The following is an 18,263-nucleotide window of genomic DNA, read 5'->3' on the forward strand; positions in this document are numbered from 1 at the left end:
AAAAGGTGAACGTGAACGCTTGCCAAACCCAACACTGGCGGTCACGGACGGCAAAGTGACCATCAAATTCCATCCGTGGAGTATTGAAGAGATTGTTGCCAGTGAGCTAGCGGATTGATTGTACAGCCGCCTTCATTCGTTTAATCGCTTCTTCAAGGTTTGCCGATGTGCAACCGAAGTTAATCCGCACGAATTTTGCCTCGCCAAAGTCGGTGCCTGGCGAGAAGCCCAGGCCGGCTTTCTGGAAGAACAACGTAGGGTTGTCGACCGGTAAAGCCGTTGCATCCACCCATCCCAGATAAGTCGCTTGCGGTATTGCCATGGTCAAACCAGGTATATTGTTAATCGCGCTTACCAGGCGGTCGCGGTTGCGACGTAAATAGGGCAATAACTCCTGCAACCAGGATTCGCCATCACGCCAGGCTGCGGTCGCGGCGGTCAATGCCAGCACATCAACGCTCGGCACAATGCCATCACGCGTGGTATTGAATTGCTTACGTAATTGCGGGTCAGGGATAATCGCCAGTGATGCGCCAAGACCAGCGATATTAAAGGTTTTGGATGGCGAGAGCAGGGTAATGGAACGTTGTTCAGCGTCTGCACTCAGTGTTGCGAAAGGAATATGTTTCGCATCAGGCTCAAGTAACAAATCACCATGGATCTCATCCGAACAGACAATTAAATCATGGCGTTGTGCAAACTCGAGTTGCTGCTGCAATTCGTCGCGACGATAAACGGTACCGCCTGGGTTTTGCGGATTACACAGCATCAGCAGTTTTTCTTTGCCGGTGAGCAAGGGTTCGAGTGACGGTAAATCTATAACCCAACGGCCATTTTCCAGACGTAATGGCGCATTGAGCTGTGGACGCTGGGCAAAAGCGGATGATTTTCTAAACGGGGGATAAATTGGTGTGGGGGCAATCGTTGATTCATTCGGTGAGGTGAAGGCTCTGACACTTAAATTCAGCCCCGCAACCACGCCGGGCAAAATGACAATCCACTCAGGTTTAATCTGCCATTGATAGCGGCTAGCCATGCGTTCAATGACCACTTCTATTAACTCTTGTGGCCTGACACCGTAGCCGAAAACGCCGTGTTCAACCCGCTGATGGAGCGCATCGAGGATACAAGGAGGTGAGCGAAAGTCCATATCCGCCACCCACATTGGTAAAACTTCATCACCATATTTATTCCACTTCGAGCTGTCGCTGTGACGACGGTCGATGCCTTCATCAAAATTGAATGCCATGATTATACTCGTCATATTTCAAGTTGCAGGGGTGTTGGCTGCTCTCAATTATCCGAATCACTTATTCAAGTAAGCTCATCGGATAATCTCCTTTGCCGCCTACCTGCAACTCGAACTATTTAGAGTAAGGCTACCTTTTTGGGAGCGTCGTTTCAGATTATCATTCTGAACCTGTGGCACAACCACCAGGCTGAAGATTTTTAAGGAGTAATCAATGCCTTTGCTTGAGATATGTTGTTATGGAATTGACTGTGCAGTCACGGCGCAACAAGCAGGAGCGGACAGAATTGAGTTGTGTGCCGCGCCAAAAGAGGGGGGCTTGACCCCGTCTGCGGGCGTGTTACGCCAGGTGAAGCAACGAGTTTCGATCCCCGTACATCCAATTATTCGCCCGCGCGGCGGCGATTTTTGTTACACAGATGCTGAATTTGAAACCATGCTCGAAGACATCGCGTTCGTGCGTGAATTGGGGTATCCGGGGTTGGTTATCGGCATGCTCGATGGTGAAGGGCATATTGATGTTCCTCGCATGAAGCGGGTGATGGAACAAGCTCAAGGAATGGCGGTAACGTTCCACCGTGCGTTCGATATGTGCCATAACCCTCATCAGGCGCTGGAGCAATTAACCGAATTGGGCGTGGCACGCATCCTGACTTCAGGCCAGCAGCAGAATGCTGAACTAGGACTTTCACTACTAAGGGAACTAAAACAGCTTTCCCGTGCTCCAATAATAATGGCGGGTGCAGGCGTCAGGCTGAGCAACTTGAAAAAGTTTGTCGAAGGCGGCATTGATGAAATGCATAGCTCTGCCGGGCAGACAGTGGCTTCACCGATGCGTTACCGTAAAGCGGGTGTATCAATGAGTGCTGATGCCGAAGCTGATGAATTTAACCGTTACTGCGTTGATGGCGACGTGGTGGCTGCAATGAAGGCTGTGTTGGTTGCAAGTGAGCCTGCAACTTGAAAGATGAAGGCTGAAAGTTTTTGACCGTGCATCATGTTGCCCATGTGATGCTCGCTCGTACCAGGCCCCAGCGTATTGCTGGGGCTTTTTTTATTTATATCTATAAGCTTATTTTCTATTTCTCGTCATAAATACAGTTGATTTTTGAGAAATAATAAATGGAAAACTAAGATTGTGCGGATGTTATTTCTAATACCGCTTTTTGCTTCTTAATTCTTCTGGCGAGAACTGTAGAGCACACGAAGCCAAGCAGGCTGAAGGTTACCATCATGCTAAATACATAATTATATCCGGTAATTCCTTTAAAATTATCCAGAAGAGCACCGTATAGGGTATAAGCAAACATTGCTGGCATGTAACCTATGATGCAACCAAATGCCATTGCTGAACCACTATACTGACGTGATATTCCGATCTCATCCATCGGAGCAAAGAATATCGCACGTTGGGAAAATATTATTGCGCCAAATCCTAACGTTACCGCCATACCTACATAGACATTCATGGATTGGTGAGGTAACTGAATGAAGCAGATCATGGCAATAGCAGCGAGCAGGAATGTCCACTTCAAATAGACTGTCGGAGATTTGGTTACTTTATCGGCAAGGAATCCACCAATAGGACCACCGACCATTTTTAACGCATATTGGTTGATGATACCGTAGGCCCCAACAAGGGCAACGGGTAACATATAGATATCCTTTAAGAAAGGAATGAAATAAGTTAATCCACAGTAAGCCGCATATACAAAGAATATGCCAAATGCAGCCAGCCAGACGTTTGCACAGGAAAGGACATGCTTGATACCTCTGATGACTTCCATATTCGCATTGCTGTTATCCTGAGTGGTAACTTTGTCATCATCATCAACAATGAAGTATGTAACAACACCTACAGCAAGTGTTATTAGCGTGTAGAAAAGTAGACCAGCCTGCATGCCTGCTTTTCCCTCGCCGAATTGAACAAAAATAAACAATGCTCCTGATGCGACAATGACATCCACTACGCCACGTCCAGCCTCAAGGAAACCAAACATTCGTCCTTGTTCTTCTTTATTTCCCAGCAGGCGTACCGCTTTTAATAACACGGGCCAGAAAATAACATCCCCAAAGAAGGCCATTGCTGCAAAGCAAAGCAGGAAGCCTGTAAATGAAGGCAGGGTTGATAAATACAACCCACATAGTCCAACACCAATCAATCCAAAGGGTAACAGTATTTTCTTAGAGTAGCGGTCAGCAATATAAAGAGAAAGAAATAGCCCTGTTGTCTGGACTATTGTATATACAGTAAAACCAAGACCAATCTGTGTGTTAGTTAAACCCCAATCATTTTGCATTGGGACGTAAAATACATCCTTCATACTTGAAAGTTTAAATATCGTTCCACCGCCAAGGACTAAAAAACACAGTCGTGCCCACTTGTTCATGAACATAATTATTCCTTCACTTACATAGAAGCGTAGAGAGATTAACTTTCTATATTCACGATTGAGCAATGTCACTGTGATTAGAAAGTTATGTAAATTGTGCCTGTGATGTTGATTGGAAATACTTTAAATTATTTTTCGTTAATAAATTTATTACATATATTTCTGACGTAGTGTATTTGCTCTATTGCGTGTTCTGCTTCCTGAGCAAGGCGTTCATCAACTTTATCGGTTTCAGGAAGTGGCGTATAACTTGCGGTTCTCCAGGGTATCCATGGATTATCGCCTTCATCATCGAAACGGAAAGCAGGGGCGAAGTATTCGACTTCTTCCTCCAGTCCGAAAGAAATTACCTGGGGCTTATCTTCTCCAAGCAGCAGTAACTCCCTGAGCATGTCTTCCATTGGTAATTCCCCATACCCCGAGCGGCATGCTTCATGCGCCCATCCGGAATTATCCTTAATGATTTTGGCATCTTTTACATGTACTTGTGTTATATAAGGAGCCATTGCGCGTAGGGCGTCGAGTGGTTTTTCGTTAGCATTGATCATATTGCCAAAATCAAAAAGAATTGAGAGATTCTTCATCCCGCTATGTTTTACTAAGCTGACCAGTTCCTCCCCTTTCAAATCTTCATGCTGCTCAATTGTGAATGTTAAGCCGCAATCATCAAATTGAGATAAGTATTCTATATCCAGGCTTATTTTTTTCATTACATCTTGCAGATGCCCTTCATAGCGAGGATAAAAACGTACTGATGATGCGCCTGTCAGGTGGGCAATCCTGATGGCATCATTCAGAGTTTTTTGATCAGAAGCGCTTGTCTCAATATTAACATCAAGACCGTAGTTTTCTGCTTTCTTCCTGAAATCAATTAACTGAAGGTCACTCAGCATTTGTAATGCCTGAGACTCACCATCTTCAACATGAATTTTCACACCCCGTAATTGGTTCTGATGTGCGATATCCAGTAGATCTCCTGGCAAAATTCGTTCGTATCGCATATTTAAATGAAATGCGTAGGCATGTAAATATAGGGGGATATTCCTGGCTCGCTCAGCAAGGCAGACTCTTTCAGATGTTTTCATTTTTACCCTCATTCATCCTGGATATATAGTTCAACGGACTCCAATCTCCAGTATTCGAAGTCAACTTGAACGACTCTTTTTTCACGCGTTGCCCGATGCTTTTCAACCAGAATAACGAACGAATTTGGCGCAACACCTAATTCCTTGCATGCCTGGCCGGGTATTTTTACGGGCTTAAATAGCATGCTTTTTATACTCAAAAACTGGCCATATTCTTTTTCCCAGACATCTGCAAATGACTGATTGTTTATTTTTTTGATAAAGTCTGGGGCAAAGTCAGCATCAATATAGGACTCGTGATAAAAAACTTTGTGCCCATCAAGTCCACACCAGCCAGTAACTCGATAACTGCGAGAATTATCTGAGAAAGCCTTTGCCACATTAAGGGGGGGCACTTCGCACTGTTCTTCTTCCAGGTATCCCCAAAATGGTTGCCGCCCCTGCGCCCGGGCTTCTGCATTAAAGCTGGACTGTGCTTTAGGGTTATAGATGAATCGCTTGGGGGCAATAAACCAGCCGCTACGATTTTTCCTGAAGATAAGGGATGCAACTTCCAACTCCAGCAAAACTTGTCGTAATGTCATTCTTCGGGTATCCAGCAATTCACATAGTTCCCGCTCTGAAGGAAGCCGTGAACCCGGTGTCAAATTTGTCTCAGATAACCACCTTTCCAGGCGTTCTCTGTTGATATCTACATTGCTTATATTTTTCATTTTTCGCCAGACTGGTATAAACCAATTTTTCCCTACGGTAAGATATTCTGATGAAACGGCAAGTTATTTCTCAAAACATGATCATAATTTGTGCCTTTGATCTCAGATATCGGCATTGTTGAGTAAAGGCTTGATGCTTCTTTCTTTGAATGGGCAGATCCTGTCATCTTTTTCTTCTCAGACTTTTCCTGTGCTCTTTTTTCCCGAAACCCTCCCCGAAACGCGCTTTAATCCTCTGCTAGACTTTAGTTTTATTAATATCCATTAATGGCTGAGGAGTAGTGAAAATGACGTTATCCAGCAAAGAGCCATCTGGCAAAATAACGAATCGCGATCATTTACGTTTCCATCGTATTCACCAGCATTTAACGCCAACCTTCGGGGAAAGTTGGTTTGCATTAAAAGCTGAAGCGTTTGCCCGGTTTTTTGGCACGCCTTTTTTTCTTGGCGCACAAACTCTTATTGTTTTAGTTTGGATCGTTCTTAACGTTACGGGCGTGAGCCATTTTGACCTCTATCCATTTATCTTGTTAAACCTGGCATTTAGTCTCCAGGCTGCTTATGCCGCTCCACTCATTTTACTTGCGCAAACGCGCCAGGCCGAAAGGGATAAAGCACACGGGGAAGCTGATGCTTTGCATCGGGAAGATTTAGCGCAGGCCAATGAAAAACGATTAAAATTTGCAGCAGAACAAGCCGAACAGATGATCAAATTGATTGAGATGAATACTGAGCTAACCAATGTCACTAAAGAGCTAACAGAACGCATCGAGAAAATAGCTGAACAGTTGCATAAACAACTAGTGAAATAGACATGCTGTGAGCGTTATGCATGGCGACCCAGCATAGAGATGTTCTCTGCGTCATAGCCGTTCTCTGAGACTTTGATTCTCGATATACATAATGGCCGCAATAAAATGGGTGATTGTAGCTAACTTGTTAAATATTGGTTATTTTTGTTGCTTTGTACATAGCGTTACATACGGATACCAATCACTCAATGAATAGAGTGGTCCATTTCTTTATTATCAAAATCCCTTTAGAAATATGTTGATAGAGTAATATTTTCTATTTTATTTGGTTTCGATAAAGTTGTGCCGATCATGAAAATAAATAAAGCTATTTTATTGCACATTTCCATGGCAATCCTTGCTGCTTTGGTTTTAACCATTCCACCTTTTATCGATAGCTTACAACCGGCATTAAAATTTCTACCATTAATAAAAACAATGGAAGGTACACGTAAAGTTCAGGCAGAGAAAATGGCAACCATTTCACATGCTCTGAATGGTAACGCCATTTTCTTCCTCGGAGCATCGGAAGTTGCCACGTCTGAAGATGAGCATTTTGCGGTATATAATTTTTTTAATACCAAACTGCATCAGCCCACTGTGGCCTACGGTGATAGCTTCGTCGATAACATGACGCAACTCGCCTTGCTGACGCGCTTTAAACAAGATCTGTCACCAAAAACGAAACTGGTATTGCTCTTGTCACCCGATAGTTTCTTTTTTGATGGTATTCCTCCGACGATTTTCGCTGACCATTTCCCGGACTCGGTGTTTAAACCATTAATGTCAGATGCCACTATGCGTCCTGTTTTGACCCATTATTTAACCCATATCGATGCGCAAGATGTGGATCATCTCACTTTTAGCCAGATGCGTATTTTTGGCTGGCACACAAAAATTGTCTGGCGTGAAATTAAATATCAGTTCTCTTCATTCTGCGAAATGATCAGAGATTATTTCTTATCACTGGCACATATTCGCCAGTCAAATACGCAGCCGTGGCCGGTGGCGCCCGCTAACGAGTTAAATATTAACTGGAATGCAGAATTACAGCAAGCCCAGCAACTTAACCGTGCTCGTCATGAAAGTGCCGCCACGTTATGGATGGATCAAGAGATATTTGCCGACGATAAAACGCCAGAAGATTGGTATACCGCGCCTCCATCGGGCCGAGAAAAAGAGACGTTTATAGCAATGATGAAGCTGCTGCATGAACGCCAGGTTAATGTCGTCGTCATTATCGATCCGCTTAATCCGTGGGCGCTAAAGAATACGGATAAATTCCAGCCGACAGATCGTTTCATCCAGCAGACGTTGAAAAAATATAACACGCCTTATTTTGATATGTACGACCAAAGCTATCAACCGGGATGGAACTGGGATCGTCTTCATCCTACTGAACTGGCATGGGTGGCCATGGACCGTTTTATTTCCGAGGCATTCAAAAAATGAAAAAAGCCATCCGACTCTTTTTCCTTTATCTGTTTCTGCTGGTAACCATCGTGACATGGTCTTCAGTGGATAACAGCATGAATATCAAATTGCATTTTGAATATCAGCAATTTTAGGAGTCAGTGAATGTATACCAGTGCACCTTTCTTTGCTGTATTGTTTGCCAGTTCGCTATTGTTTGCAGGCGTTAATCGTTTGCTGGGTAACCGATTGACCTACGCTTCACTGTTTACTGCATTTGCGTTAATTGCTGTCTGGGGATACGTTTTCAAAAACCAGATAACTATTCCATTATTGATGTTTGCGTATTTATACGTGATTGCGGTCTTAAAAGATAAGTCGTGGCTGAAAACCTGGCAGTCGGTGACATTGAGTTTACTGCCATTGGTTCTGGTTAAATTACATCTGAATAATCATTGGGGAATGTTAGGTCTTTCTTTCATGACTTTCAGAGCGGTGGACGTTTTACTTTATCGCAATAAGAAAGATTCCCGCAATTTCTTCCAGTACTTTAGCTACCTCTTTTTACCCTTTGTTATTCTCGCCGGGCCGATGTATCGCTGGCGAAGCTGGGTTCAGGATATCACTCAACCTAAATTTCGGCTGACAACTGCGGTGTTCCTGCAATCTATGGAACAAATCTTTTATGGCATCGTGCAGAAATTTTTGTTTGCCATGTTGATTGATAACCTGGTGATTAGCCACTGGAGCCATCGGCCTTTTACGCTGACTGTTGGCGTAGTGATGTCGCTGGCATATAGCTTCTATCTGTATTTTGATTTTGCGGGTTACAGCAATATGGCGATAGGCGCCGGGCGTTTGTTTGGGCTGAATTTACCCGCCAATTTCAATTTACCGATACTGGCAAAAAACCCGCAAGATTTCTGGCGTCGGTTCCATATTAGCTTATCGGAGTGGTTGCGAGACGTAGTCTTTATGCCGATTTATATGAATCTGATGAAGGTTGAGTTTTTCAGAAACCACAAAGTGACAGCGCAAAATATCGGTATTTTCTGCACGCTGTTTTGCATGGGAGCCTGGAATGGACTGGAGCTGAATTACGTTGTCAGCGGTGCGTTGTTTGGTGGCATATCGGTTATTCACAATATGATCCTTTGGCTGGCAAAGCGCAGCCAAAAAATGTCCACATGGTTAAAAATGCCTTTAATTGTCTTTATGGGGCGAATGTTGACGCTGGCAAGTGCAGCAGCCTCTCTTTATATTTTTAGCGGAATGTCTCCTGTATGAAGAATAATGACGAATTACAACAGCTAAGTGATTATCTACATGCTGTGTTACTTGAACCGAAAAACGCTCAGCAATTGGCGATAAGTGGCAGCGATAATAGTTTGAGCTGGCAGCAACTCGGTTGTGCTGTGCTTGACTGGGCGGAACGTTTTGCTGTGCTAAAACTCGCCAAGAATGTTCCTGTGGTGCTTTATGGACATCAACAAGCAGAGTTTGCCAGCGCCATTTATAGTTGTTTATTACATCAAATCCCCTATATTCCAGTTGATAATATCTATCCGGCAGAACGCTTGAAAGAAATCTGTGAATTAGCCCGTGCGCCTTATTATTACGACGTTCAGCAAAAGGTATTTGTAGCAACCGGAGTCACGGCTCAGCAGTTGGAAGAGCAGGATTTAGCCTACATTATGTTTACTTCGGGGAGCACAGGTAAACCTAAAGGAGTGCAGATTGGTCGCGAAAGCGTCTGGAATTTCATGCAGTGGGTTCGCAATGATTTTTCTTTGCCTGCGCATCCGGTGCTGATGAATCACGCGGTATTCAGTTTTGATTTATCGTTAATTCCATTACTCGGCAATTTGGCGACTGGCGGTCATATCGTGCTTAATGCTAAAGAGGATATTACAGCGGATAACTGGCTAGCCCATTTGCAACAGCAAAAAGTCTCTGTATGGGTTTCTACTCCATCTTTCGCTTATCAAAAATTATTGCTACCAGAATTTCGTGCAGAATATCTCTGCGATCTGAAAGTTTTTGTCTTTATTGGTGAGGTGCTGAGTAAAACCCTGGTAAAACATCTGCGCCGTCTTTTCCCTGAGGCAAAAATACTCAACTCTTATGGCCCAACTGAAGCGACCATTGCCACCACGGTGATTGAGATAAGCGATGAGATCCTGCACGAAGAAGGAGATCTATTGCCTATCGGCGCGATGATGCCGTATTCAGAAATGGAAATTACCGCAGATAACGAATTAATTATCTGGGGTAAAAATGTGATGCGTGGCTATCTTGGATTACCAAAAGAGAATGCTGAAAAGCTTTTGTGGAATGAAAGTAAGCATTGGCGCGGCTACAAAAGCGGTGATTTAGGGCGCGCGGGTAAAGAGTATTTATATTGCCAGGGGCGTAACGACAGCCAGATTAAACTCAATGGCTATCGTATTGAAATTCATGAAATTGAAAGCCGATTGCTTGCGCTTTCAGGCGTCAGTGAAGCAGTGGTTTTACCGCTGACCAAAAAAGATGGTGCTGTATTACGCCTGGCTGCCTTTTGCGCTTCAAAGCTCTCGGAAAAAGAGATTAAAGCTAACCTCACGCAAATTTTACCGTCTTACATGGTGCCCTCGCAGATTGTCATCATGGATACCTTACCTCTTAACACTAACGGCAAAATTGACCGTAAATTACTCGATGTTCAGGCGCGTACCTGCTGAAGATCTAAGGGCATATATATGGAACAGAAAGTATTAGCGATATTTGAAAATGTGTTGTCCCGCAAAGTCGCGTTTAACGACGAGCTTATTGAATCCGATATTCTTGATTCAATTACTGCAGTAGATATCGTTCTGGAAGTGCAGGCAGAATTTGGCTGTGCTATTCCACCGACGGACGTTGCCAGTGTGTTGAAAACACCCGCAACGCTTGCGGCATGGATTGAAGAAAACGTCTGAGGTATAAAAAGCCCAGATTGCTGACAAAGGGTGATAAATGTGTTTTGTAGGGTGGATAAGCGTTAGCGTCATCCACCATTTACGCCAGTGGTGTCGGATGACGCTGCGCTTATCTGACCTACGAAGAAGTTTGTCATCAGTCTCAAGCCCCGAGATTTATCGGGGCTGGATTGTGCAGATAATATTACGGTTTGCGCGCCACCAGAACGGCACGTAGCGGGGCAGGGTAGCCTTCGATAGTTTTGCTACTGTCATTCGGGTCAAGGAAGTCGGCCAGCGATTCGGTCGTCAGCCAGCTAGTGCGGCGCTGTTCTTCGCTGGTGGTGTAGCAATGGTCGACAATTTTTACGTCAACAAAACCACATTTCTCCAGCCAGTTTTTCAACGCTAATGCCGATGGAATGTAATAGACGTTACGCATTTGCGCGTAGCGTTCGCCAGGCACCAGTACCGTATTTTCGTCGCCTTCTACCACCAACGTTTCCAGCACCAGTTCACCGTCTTTGGCTAACTGGTTTTTCAACTGGTAAAGGTGATCGAGCGGTGAACGGCGGTGATACAGCACCCCCATCGAAAAGACGGTATCAAAGATGTTCAGCTCTGGCAGTTGCTCAATGCCAAGTGGCAGGACATGCGCGCGTTGGTCATTACCCAGCAGCTTACGCACCGCTTCGAACTGGCAAACGAACAGTTGCATTGGGTCGATACCCACAGCCAGATGCGCGCCCGCGCCAATCATGCGCCACAGGTGGTAACCGCTCCCGCATCCGACATCCAGAATCGTGCGCCCGGTAAGTGGAGAAATGTGTGGCAAAACACGATCCCACTTCAGGTCTGAACGCCATTCGGTGTCGATGTCCACGCCATACAGCGAATATGGCCCTTTGCGCCATGGCATCAGGTTGCGTAGCAGTTTTTCAATACCCAGACGCTGACCATCGCTGAGCGGTGCCTCAGATTCTGCCGTTACGCTGTGCAATAAATCCAGGCGATATGGCGCTAGTTCAGGCAGGTATTCAACGGTGTTGTACCAGTGTTTGAATTGACCGTGCAGGTTCTCGCGCTGCCAGGTGGCAATTTGCGCCGGCAGTGTTTCCAGCCACGGGGCCAGCGGGCTTTTTGCGATAAGCTGATAAAAATTACCAAAGTCGATCATGCAGGCGTTCCTGATTTCAGTGCAACCAAAGAGCCAAAGTTAAAGCACTGGAACCATAATTCTGCGTGGTCAAATCCGGCTTGTTTGAGGCGTTTTTTATGTGTTTCGACAGAGTCGGTGAGCATCACGTTTTCCAGCATGCTGCGCTTTTGGCTGATTTCCAGCTCGCTGTAGCCGTTCGCACGTTTAAAATCGTGGTGCATATTGAACAGCAATTCGCCGACTTCGCCATCTTCAAAACTGAATTTTTCCGACAGCACTAACGCGCCGCCAGGGTTCAGCCCCTGATAGATTTTTTCCAGCAGCAGTTTGCGGTCATCGGGTTCAAGAAATTGCAGGGTGAAATTCAGCACCACCATCGAGGCATTTTCGATAACGATATCGCGGATATCACCTTCGATGACCTCGACCGGAGTTTGCGCTTTGAAGGCGTCAAGATGACGGCGGCAGCGCTCGACCATAGCAGGGGAGTTATCTACCGCGATAATTTTGCAGTTGTCGTGCTGGATGTTACGACGCACCGATAACGTTGCCGCGCCAAGTGAACAGCCAAGATCGTAAACCTGGCTACCCGGTGCCACAAAGCGCTCCGCCAGCATGCCAATCATCGAAATGATATTCGAGTAGCCTGGTACCGAACGTTGAATCATATCGGGGAACACTTCAGCTACGCGTTCGTCAAAGGTCCAGTCACCTAATTTGGCGATCGGGGCGGAAAACAAGGTATCGCGGTCAGACATAATGTTAAATCCGGAAATTCGAAATTTCGAAAGGGGCATATTTTGCGTTAATGCAGCGAGAAAACCAACTCCCATGGCATATACCACAGGTTAGCCAGCACCATCAGGATCAATGAAGCCCAGGTGGCGCTCATGCCGGAACGACGCCAGCGGATTAAACGGTGGTGAAAACCGTGCGCATGCATCAGGCGGCCAACAATCAGCAGCAACCCACTAACATGCACCATCCAGGTTTCAGCGCCGTTCATTTCCATCAATAATAAAAGCAGTAATGCGACAGGAATATATTCCACTGCATTACCGTGAATACGAATCGCACTCTGAAGTTCGCTAAAGCCACCATCACCATAAGAGACCCGGTATTGCGAACGCATACGGACAACATCAAACGAGAACTTAATCAGCAACAAAGCACCCAAAACGGCGTAGAGCGCGCTTACCATACTCACATCCTTTAGAGATAGTTCCAGCACTGCATATAATAGCAGTGCAACCTATAAGCTGTCGCTACCCCTAAAATAGGGAGTTTTGCTTAGGAATGGCAGGTTCATTGCCCAAATCGGGAAGAGCCTGCTGCAATCCGCGCCATAGTGTATGGACTAAATCCTGGACTTGCCCAATGTCAGGCGTATGCAGGAACAGGTAAGGCGTGGCGTTTTGTTGCCATTTTGGCAAGGTTTTAAGCCAAACGTCGAAAAGCGCCTGATTTTGCACCATATCGTCACTGCCGATAAAGCGCACCATCGGGTGATTTGCGGTGACGATGGCATGAACCGGTACTTTGGGTTTTTTACGCTGGGCTTCGTGCATCGCTTCGTTGTTGGCGATAGCGCTGTGCACCGGACGGCTATCCAGAATAACCCGGTTAACACCACGCAGATGCAAACCCCGATTAAATGCTTGCTCATCGGCACTCTTATCGAAGAAAGAAGGGTGGCGAACTTCGACGCCGTAGGTGAATTCTTTTGGCAAAGCGTCGAGGAAATTCCACAGCGCAGGTAAGTCGGCAGGGGCAAATTTTGCGGGAAGTTGCAGCCAGTATTGCCCGATGCGCTGTGCCAGTGGAGACAGGCGATCAAGAAATTCGGCGGTCAAATCTCCGCACTGACGAAGTGCGGCGTTATGGGAAATGGTGGCCGGGAATTTAAAGCAAAAGCGGAAGTTGTCGTCGGTCATCTCGCGCCAACGAAGTACCGTCTCCGCTTTAGGCAAGGCGTACAGCGTGGTATTGCCTTCCACACAATTGAAGTGGCGAGCATAATCTTCCAGAGAAGTTATACCAAGACGCCCCCATTTAGGGTGCGACCATTGGGGAAGGCCGATATAAATCACAGTGCAGCGAGGATTTCGTCAGTGCTGCGTACGCGCCCAATGCGCGGGAAGATATTCGTCATGCTGCCTTGATGTTGTTCGCTGCTTGCAGCACTGCACGCATCTTCAGCAATCACCAGGTTGAAGCCCAATTCCCATGCGTTACGGGCAGTAGATTCCACACCGATGTTGGTGGAAATCCCACATAGCACGATGGTGTCGATGCCACGACGGCGTAACTGAAGCTCCAGATCGGTGCCGTAGAAGGCTCCCCACTGGCGTTTAGTGACTTCAATGTCGCTGTCTTTTTTGCCCAGCGCTTGCGGGTAAAGCCACCAGTTTTCCGGCAACGCATGAGCGCCTGCCTGTGCATCAACCGGTTGTTTGAGTGCTTCGGCAAAGTCTTTAGACCAGCCAACACGCACCATAATAACCGGGGCGTTATTCTCGCGGAATTTTTCAGCCAGCCTGGCTGAACGAGCCACCACATCCTGTGCGCTGTGCGGGCCGCCTGCAAATGGCAAAATGCCTTCCTGCAAATCAATAACGACCAGTGCGGTTTTGGAAGTATTCAGTTCTAACATTCGGTGACTCCGGTTCAAAATTGAATTATCTCGCAACACATTACGACGGAACATATGTTCGACAGTTTACAAATTTTGTTAATTTTTGTGAGAATAGGCCAAACAAGGCGCATTGAAACGCGTCAGTTCTTATCGCGGGCCAATATTTCCAGTATAATAGCCCCCTTTTTTCAACTATATCTGACATACAAAAATAGTGGCCACCGGTGCAGGTTGCACACAGTGAGCGGCTAATTTAAGGGATATCTCATGCGTACAGTATATTGCGGGCAGCTCAATCAATCCCATGTGGGACAACAAGTAACACTGTGTGGTTGGGTCAATCGTCGTCGTGACCTCGGTAGCCTTATCTTTATTGATATGCGCGATCGCGAAGGCATCGTGCAGGTGTTTTTCGACCCGGACCGTCAGGACGCGTTCCAGCTTGCTTCCGAACTGCGTAATGAGTTCTGCATTCAAATCACCGGCACCGTTCGCCCGCGTGATGAAAAAAACATCAACAAAGATATGGCAACCGGCGCGGTGGAAGTGTTCGCTACCGACCTGACCATTATCAACCGCTCTGAAGCGTTGCCGCTGGACTCTAACCACGTCAACACCGAAGAAGCGCGTCTGAAATTCCGTTACCTGGATTTGCGCCGCCCAGAAATGGCGAACCGCCTGAAAACCCGTGCGAAAATCACCAGTTTCGTGCGCCGTTTTATGGATGACCACGGTTTCCTGGATATCGAAACCCCAATGCTGACCAAAGCCACGCCAGAAGGCGCGCGTGACTACCTGGTGCCGAGCCGTGTTCACAAAGGTAAATTCTACGCATTGCCGCAGTCCCCACAGTTGTTCAAACAGCTGCTGATGATGTCTGGCTTTGACCGTTACTATCAAATCGTTAAATGCTTCCGTGACGAAGACTTGCGTGCTGACCGTCAGCCTGAATTTACTCAGATCGACGTTGAAACCTCCTTCATGTCTGCTCCGCAAGTGCGTGAAGTGATGGAAAAACTGGTGCGTGAACTGTGGTTAGATGTGAAAAACGTCGACCTGGGCGATTTCCCAATCATGACTTTCGCTGAAGCTGAGCGTCGTTACGGTTCTGATAAACCAGACCTGCGTAACCCGATGGAGCTGGTGGACGTTGCTGACCTGCTTAAAGACGTTGAGTTTAAAGTGTTCGCCGGCCCGGCAAATGATGCTAAAGGCCGCGTTGCAGCACTGCGAGTGCCAGGTGGCGCACAGTTAAGCCGTAAACAGATTGACGATTACGGCAAGTTCATTGAGATTTACGGCGCGAAAGGTCTGGCTTACATCAAAGTGACCGAGCGTGCTAAAGGCATCGAGGGGATCACCAGCCCGGTCGCTAAATTCCTGAACGCAGAAATCGTTGAAGCTATTCTGGCCCGTACCGGTGCGCAAGATGGCGATATGATTTTCTTCGGTGCGGACAATAAGAAAGTGGTTGCTGACGCGCTTGGCGCACTGCGTCTGAAAATCGGTAAAGATCTGAGTATCACCGATGATAAAGCCTGGGCACCGCTGTGGGTTATCGACTTCCCAATGTTTGAAGACAATGGCGAAGGCGGCCTGACCGCGATGCACCACCCGTTCACTGCACCAAAAGATATGACCCCAGAGCAACTGGCGGCAGATCCGGAAGCTGCTGTTGCGAACGCATACGACATGGTGATTAACGGTTACGAAGTGGGCGGCGGTTCCGTGCGTATCCACAACGGCCAGATGCAGCAGACCGTGTTCGGCATTCTGGGCATCGCCGAAGAGGACCAGCGCGAGAAGTTCGGCTTCCTGCTCGATGCCCTGAAATACGGTACACCACCGCACGCAGGCCTGGCATTTGGTCTGGACCGTCTGACCATGCTGTTGACCGGTACCGACAACATCCGTGATGTTATCGCGTTCCCGAAAACCACCGCCGCAGCGTGTCTGATGACTGAAGCCCCAAGCTTCGCCAACCCAACAGCGCTGGCTGAACTGGGTGTCGCGGTGATTAAAAAGGCTGAGAAAGAATAATGGGCTATAAGCATCCCGTTTCGGTATTAGTGGTGATTTTTGCACAAGACACCGGGCGGGTGCTGATGCTACAGCGGCGCGATGATCCTGATTTCTGGCAGTCGGTTACCGGCAGCCTGGAAGAAGGGGAAATTGCGCTGCATGCCGCACAGCGTGAAGTAAAGGAAGAGGTTGATATCGACGTTGTTTCAGAACAACTGGCTTTGATTGACTGCCAACGCTGTGTGGAGTTTGAAATTTTTACACATTTGCGTCATCGCTATGCTCCGGGAATTACGCGCAATACGGAATATTGGTTCTGCCTTGCGCTGCCTCACGAACGCCAGATAACCATTTCGGAACATCTGGCCTGGGAATGGACGGACGCACATGCTGCGGCGGCTATGACAAAGTCGTGGAGCAACCGGCAAGCGATTGAAGAGTTTGTAATTAATGCCGCCTGAAAAAGGCGCTTTTGGAGATAGTTATGGCAGGTCATAGTAAATGGGCCAACACAAAGCACCGCAAAGCTGCGCAGGATTCCAAACGCGGTAAAATTTTCACCAAAATTATCCGTGAGCTGGTAACTGCAGCCCGTTTGGGCGGTGGTGATCCGGGTTCTAACCCGCGTTTGCGTGCAGCGATTGATAAAGCGTTGTCTAACAACATGACGCGTGACACCTTAAACCGCGCGATTGCACGTGGTGTGGGCGGCGATGAAGACGCGAACATGGAAACCATCATTTATGAAGGTTACGGTCCTGGCGGTTCAGCTGTAATGGTTGAATGCCTGAGTGACAACCGTAACCGTACCGTGGCAGAAGTACGCCACGCGTTCAACAAATGCGGTGGTAACCTGGGAACTGATGGCTCCGTAGCCTATCTGTTCACCAAAAAAGGCGTTATCTCTTATGCTCCTGGCAAAGATGAAGACACCGTAATGGAAGCCGCGCTTGAGGCGGGTGCCGAAGACGTCGTTTCTTATGACGACGGTGCTATCGACGTGTTCACCGCCTGGGAAGACATGGGCGCTGTCCGCGATGCACTGGAAGCAGCAGGTCTGAAAGCTGATGAAGCCGAAGTTTCTATGATCCCATCCACTAAAGCGGATATGGATGCAGAAACCGCACCGAAACTGATGCGCCTTATCGATATGTTGGAAGACTGCGATGACGTGCAAGAGGTTTATCACAACGGTGAGATCTCTGACGAGGTTGCGGCAACCCTGTAATGGTGTTGTCTGAAACCTTACAGCTGTTTATGAGGGACGCGTGATGGCGATTATTCTCGGCATCGACCCGGGGTCACGCGTTACCGGTTATGGTGTTATACGCCAGACTGGCCGGCAGCTAACCTATTTAGGCAGCGGCTGTATTCGTACTCAGGTGACCGACTTACCCTCGCGTTTGAAACTCATCTACGCGGGGGTGAGCGAAATCATTACCCAGTTCCAGCCAGAGTATTTCGCTATTGAATCAGTGTTTATGGCGAAGAATGCCGACTCTGCTTTAAAGCTCGGACAGGCACGAGGTGCTGCGATTGTCGCGGCGGTAAACCATGAGCTTCCGGTGTTTGAATATGCCGCCCGTCAGGTAAAACAGACGGTAGTGGGTATCGGCAGTGCGGAGAAAAGCCAGGTGCAGCATATGGTACGCACTTTGCTCAAACTCTCTGCTAACCCACAAGCGGATGCGGCCGATGCACTGGCAATTGCCATTACGCATTGCCATGTGACGCAGAACTCGATGCAGATGAGTGATACACGGCTTAATCTGGCACGGGGACGATTAAAATAAATAAGGCTGGATATCTATCCAGCCTTTTTAATATGATAAGCAAAATTTTTGGCATAAACGCTAAACGCAGGAGC

20 protein-coding genes are annotated in these 18,263 nt (G+C 47.1%); 11 read left to right on the forward strand and 9 right to left on the reverse strand.

Translation table 11 applies throughout. From position 1 onward, the window contains the following. The coding region (locus tag MES37_RS04720) for a VOC family protein (RefSeq protein WP_237930271.1) at positions 1–118 on the forward strand (118 nt) is incomplete at its 5' end. Here MES37_RS04720 and MES37_RS04725 read toward each other — a convergent pair. Next, positions 107–1,249, reverse strand: a complete 1,143-nt coding sequence (locus MES37_RS04725) for a MalY/PatB family protein (protein ID WP_237930201.1) — start codon at positions 1,247–1,249, stop codon at positions 107–109. The genes MES37_RS04720 and MES37_RS04725 overlap by 12 nt on opposite strands. Positions 1,250–1,463: 214 nt before the next feature. Between MES37_RS04725 and cutC the strand changes: the two genes are divergently transcribed. Beyond that, positions 1,464–2,213 (forward strand): copper homeostasis protein CutC, encoded by a 750-nt coding sequence (cutC, locus tag MES37_RS04730; RefSeq protein ID WP_237930203.1) that lies wholly within the window; start codon positions 1,464–1,466, stop codon positions 2,211–2,213. A 166-nt stretch (positions 2,214–2,379) separates the two neighbouring features. Here cutC and MES37_RS04735 read toward each other — a convergent pair whose 3' ends face one another. From MES37_RS04735 to MES37_RS04745, 3 genes are all read right to left on the reverse strand, one after another. Further along, positions 2,380–3,639, reverse strand: coding sequence for an MFS transporter (locus MES37_RS04735; protein WP_133521662.1), 1,260 nt, complete (start codon positions 3,637–3,639; stop codon positions 2,380–2,382). A gap of 131 nt (positions 3,640–3,770) precedes the next feature. Then, positions 3,771–4,727: a sugar phosphate isomerase/epimerase family protein gene (locus MES37_RS04740; protein WP_064546015.1), complete on the reverse strand. Its 957-nt coding sequence runs from the start codon at positions 4,725–4,727 to the stop codon at positions 3,771–3,773. Between the two features lie 8 nt (positions 4,728–4,735). Continuing rightward, positions 4,736–5,440: a GntR family transcriptional regulator gene (locus MES37_RS04745; RefSeq protein WP_237930205.1), complete on the reverse strand. Its 705-nt coding sequence runs from the start codon at positions 5,438–5,440 to the stop codon at positions 4,736–4,738. 287 nt (positions 5,441–5,727) lie between these two features. Between MES37_RS04745 and MES37_RS04750 the strand changes: the two genes are divergently transcribed. The 5 genes from MES37_RS04750 to MES37_RS04770 all read left to right on the forward strand — a co-directional run bounded on the left by MES37_RS04750 (position 5,728) and on the right by MES37_RS04770 (position 10,601). Continuing rightward, positions 5,728–6,252 carry a DUF1003 domain-containing protein gene (locus tag MES37_RS04750; protein WP_064545862.1) on the forward strand — a complete coding sequence of 175 codons (525 nt, stop codon included), beginning with the start codon at positions 5,728–5,730 and terminating at the stop codon, positions 6,250–6,252. 291 nt (positions 6,253–6,543) lie between these two features. After that, positions 6,544–7,683 carry a D-alanyl-lipoteichoic acid biosynthesis protein DltD gene (locus MES37_RS04755; protein ID WP_237930215.1) on the forward strand — a complete coding sequence of 380 codons (1,140 nt, stop codon included), beginning with the start codon at positions 6,544–6,546 and terminating at the stop codon, positions 7,681–7,683. A 126-nt stretch (positions 7,684–7,809) separates the two neighbouring features. Further along, positions 7,810–8,931: an MBOAT family O-acyltransferase gene (locus MES37_RS04760; protein WP_121813711.1), complete on the forward strand. Its 1,122-nt coding sequence runs from the start codon at positions 7,810–7,812 to the stop codon at positions 8,929–8,931. After that, a complete protein-coding gene (locus tag MES37_RS04765) occupies positions 8,928–10,364 on the forward strand; it encodes an AMP-binding protein (protein WP_237930217.1) in 1,437 nt (478 codons plus the stop codon). Before MES37_RS04760 ends, MES37_RS04765 begins: the two co-directional genes overlap by 4 nt. Before the next feature lie 18 nt (positions 10,365–10,382). After that, positions 10,383–10,601, forward strand: a complete 219-nt coding sequence (locus tag MES37_RS04770) for an acyl carrier protein (RefSeq protein WP_232887035.1) — start codon at positions 10,383–10,385, stop codon at positions 10,599–10,601. Between the two features lie 184 nt (positions 10,602–10,785). Here the strand turns inward: MES37_RS04770 and cmoB are convergent, their stop codons facing one another. The 5 genes from cmoB to MES37_RS04795 form a co-directional block, all read right to left on the reverse strand. Next, positions 10,786–11,757 (reverse strand): tRNA 5-methoxyuridine(34)/uridine 5-oxyacetic acid(34) synthase CmoB, encoded by a 972-nt coding sequence (gene cmoB, locus MES37_RS04775; protein WP_064545872.1) that lies wholly within the window; start codon positions 11,755–11,757, stop codon positions 10,786–10,788. Then, on the reverse strand, positions 11,754–12,497 hold the full coding sequence (cmoA, locus tag MES37_RS04780; RefSeq protein ID WP_064545874.1) for a carboxy-S-adenosyl-L-methionine synthase CmoA: 744 nt from the start codon (positions 12,495–12,497) through the stop codon (positions 11,754–11,756). The genes cmoB and cmoA overlap by 4 nt, the downstream gene beginning before the upstream one ends. 47 nt (positions 12,498–12,544) lie before the next feature. Further along, positions 12,545–12,940: an MAPEG family protein gene (locus MES37_RS04785; RefSeq protein ID WP_064545876.1), complete on the reverse strand. Its 396-nt coding sequence runs from the start codon at positions 12,938–12,940 to the stop codon at positions 12,545–12,547. A gap of 70 nt (positions 12,941–13,010) precedes the next feature. After that, a complete protein-coding gene (locus MES37_RS04790) occupies positions 13,011–13,829 on the reverse strand; it encodes a DUF72 domain-containing protein (protein ID WP_237930219.1) in 819 nt (272 codons plus the stop codon). Beyond that, positions 13,826–14,392: a hydrolase gene (locus MES37_RS04795; RefSeq protein WP_133521655.1), complete on the reverse strand. Its 567-nt coding sequence runs from the start codon at positions 14,390–14,392 to the stop codon at positions 13,826–13,828. The genes MES37_RS04790 and MES37_RS04795 overlap by 4 nt, the downstream gene beginning before the upstream one ends. 249 nt (positions 14,393–14,641) lie before the next feature. Between MES37_RS04795 and aspS the strand changes: the two genes are divergently transcribed. From aspS to ruvC, 4 genes are read left to right on the forward strand one after another with little or no spacing between them, the layout of a single operon-like run. After that, positions 14,642–16,414 (forward strand): aspartate--tRNA ligase, encoded by a 1,773-nt coding sequence (aspS, locus tag MES37_RS04800; RefSeq protein ID WP_237930227.1) that lies wholly within the window; start codon positions 14,642–14,644, stop codon positions 16,412–16,414. Continuing rightward, the gene (gene nudB / locus MES37_RS04805) at positions 16,414–16,857 is read left to right on the forward strand and encodes a dihydroneopterin triphosphate diphosphatase (RefSeq protein WP_064545887.1); all 444 of its coding nucleotides are present in this window, start codon (positions 16,414–16,416) and stop codon (positions 16,855–16,857) included. Before aspS ends, nudB begins: the two co-directional genes overlap by 1 nt. A 23-nt stretch (positions 16,858–16,880) precedes the next feature. Beyond that, the gene (locus tag MES37_RS04810) at positions 16,881–17,624 is read left to right on the forward strand and encodes a YebC/PmpR family DNA-binding transcriptional regulator (RefSeq protein WP_064545889.1); all 744 of its coding nucleotides are present in this window, start codon (positions 16,881–16,883) and stop codon (positions 17,622–17,624) included. A gap of 43 nt (positions 17,625–17,667) precedes the next feature. Beyond that, positions 17,668–18,189 carry a crossover junction endodeoxyribonuclease RuvC gene (ruvC, locus tag MES37_RS04815; RefSeq protein WP_064545890.1) on the forward strand — a complete coding sequence of 174 codons (522 nt, stop codon included), beginning with the start codon at positions 17,668–17,670 and terminating at the stop codon, positions 18,187–18,189. Positions 18,190–18,263: the final 74 nt, after the last annotated feature.

Source organism: Buttiauxella sp. S19-1 (assembly GCF_022134725.1).
Taxonomy (GTDB): domain Bacteria; phylum Pseudomonadota; class Gammaproteobacteria; order Enterobacterales; family Enterobacteriaceae; genus Buttiauxella; species Buttiauxella ferragutiae.

Excerpts from the sequence above, each read along its gene's own strand:
- MES37_RS04745 (WP_237930205.1), bottom strand. The coding sequence starts at position 5,440 with ATGAAAAATATAAGCAATGTAGATATCAACAGAGAACGCCTGGAAAGG.
- MES37_RS04810 (WP_064545889.1), top strand. The coding sequence starts at position 16,881 with ATGGCAGGTCATAGTAAATGGGCCAACACAAAGCACCGCAAAGCTGCG.
- MES37_RS04785 (WP_064545876.1), bottom strand. The coding sequence starts at position 12,940 with ATGGTAAGCGCGCTCTACGCCGTTTTGGGTGCTTTGTTGCTGATTAAG.
- MES37_RS04760 (WP_121813711.1), top strand. The coding sequence starts at position 7,810 with ATGTATACCAGTGCACCTTTCTTTGCTGTATTGTTTGCCAGTTCGCTA.
- nudB (WP_064545887.1), top strand. The coding sequence starts at position 16,414 with ATGGGCTATAAGCATCCCGTTTCGGTATTAGTGGTGATTTTTGCACAA.
- cmoA (WP_064545874.1), bottom strand. The coding sequence starts at position 12,497 with ATGTCTGACCGCGATACCTTGTTTTCCGCCCCGATCGCCAAATTAGGT.
- cmoB (WP_064545872.1), bottom strand. The coding sequence starts at position 11,757 with ATGATCGACTTTGGTAATTTTTATCAGCTTATCGCAAAAAGCCCGCTG.
- MES37_RS04725 (WP_237930201.1), bottom strand. The coding sequence starts at position 1,249 with ATGGCATTCAATTTTGATGAAGGCATCGACCGTCGTCACAGCGACAGC.
- MES37_RS04740 (WP_064546015.1), bottom strand. The coding sequence starts at position 4,727 with ATGAAAACATCTGAAAGAGTCTGCCTTGCTGAGCGAGCCAGGAATATC.
- MES37_RS04765 (WP_237930217.1), top strand. The coding sequence starts at position 8,928 with ATGAAGAATAATGACGAATTACAACAGCTAAGTGATTATCTACATGCT.
- MES37_RS04795 (WP_133521655.1), bottom strand. The coding sequence starts at position 14,392 with ATGTTAGAACTGAATACTTCCAAAACCGCACTGGTCGTTATTGATTTG.
- aspS (WP_237930227.1), top strand. The coding sequence starts at position 14,642 with ATGCGTACAGTATATTGCGGGCAGCTCAATCAATCCCATGTGGGACAA.
- MES37_RS04750 (WP_064545862.1), top strand. The coding sequence starts at position 5,728 with ATGACGTTATCCAGCAAAGAGCCATCTGGCAAAATAACGAATCGCGAT.
- MES37_RS04755 (WP_237930215.1), top strand. The coding sequence starts at position 6,544 with ATGAAAATAAATAAAGCTATTTTATTGCACATTTCCATGGCAATCCTT.
- MES37_RS04770 (WP_232887035.1), top strand. The coding sequence starts at position 10,383 with ATGGAACAGAAAGTATTAGCGATATTTGAAAATGTGTTGTCCCGCAAA.
- ruvC (WP_064545890.1), top strand. The coding sequence starts at position 17,668 with ATGGCGATTATTCTCGGCATCGACCCGGGGTCACGCGTTACCGGTTAT.
- cutC (WP_237930203.1), top strand. The coding sequence starts at position 1,464 with ATGCCTTTGCTTGAGATATGTTGTTATGGAATTGACTGTGCAGTCACG.
- MES37_RS04735 (WP_133521662.1), bottom strand. The coding sequence starts at position 3,639 with ATGAACAAGTGGGCACGACTGTGTTTTTTAGTCCTTGGCGGTGGAACG.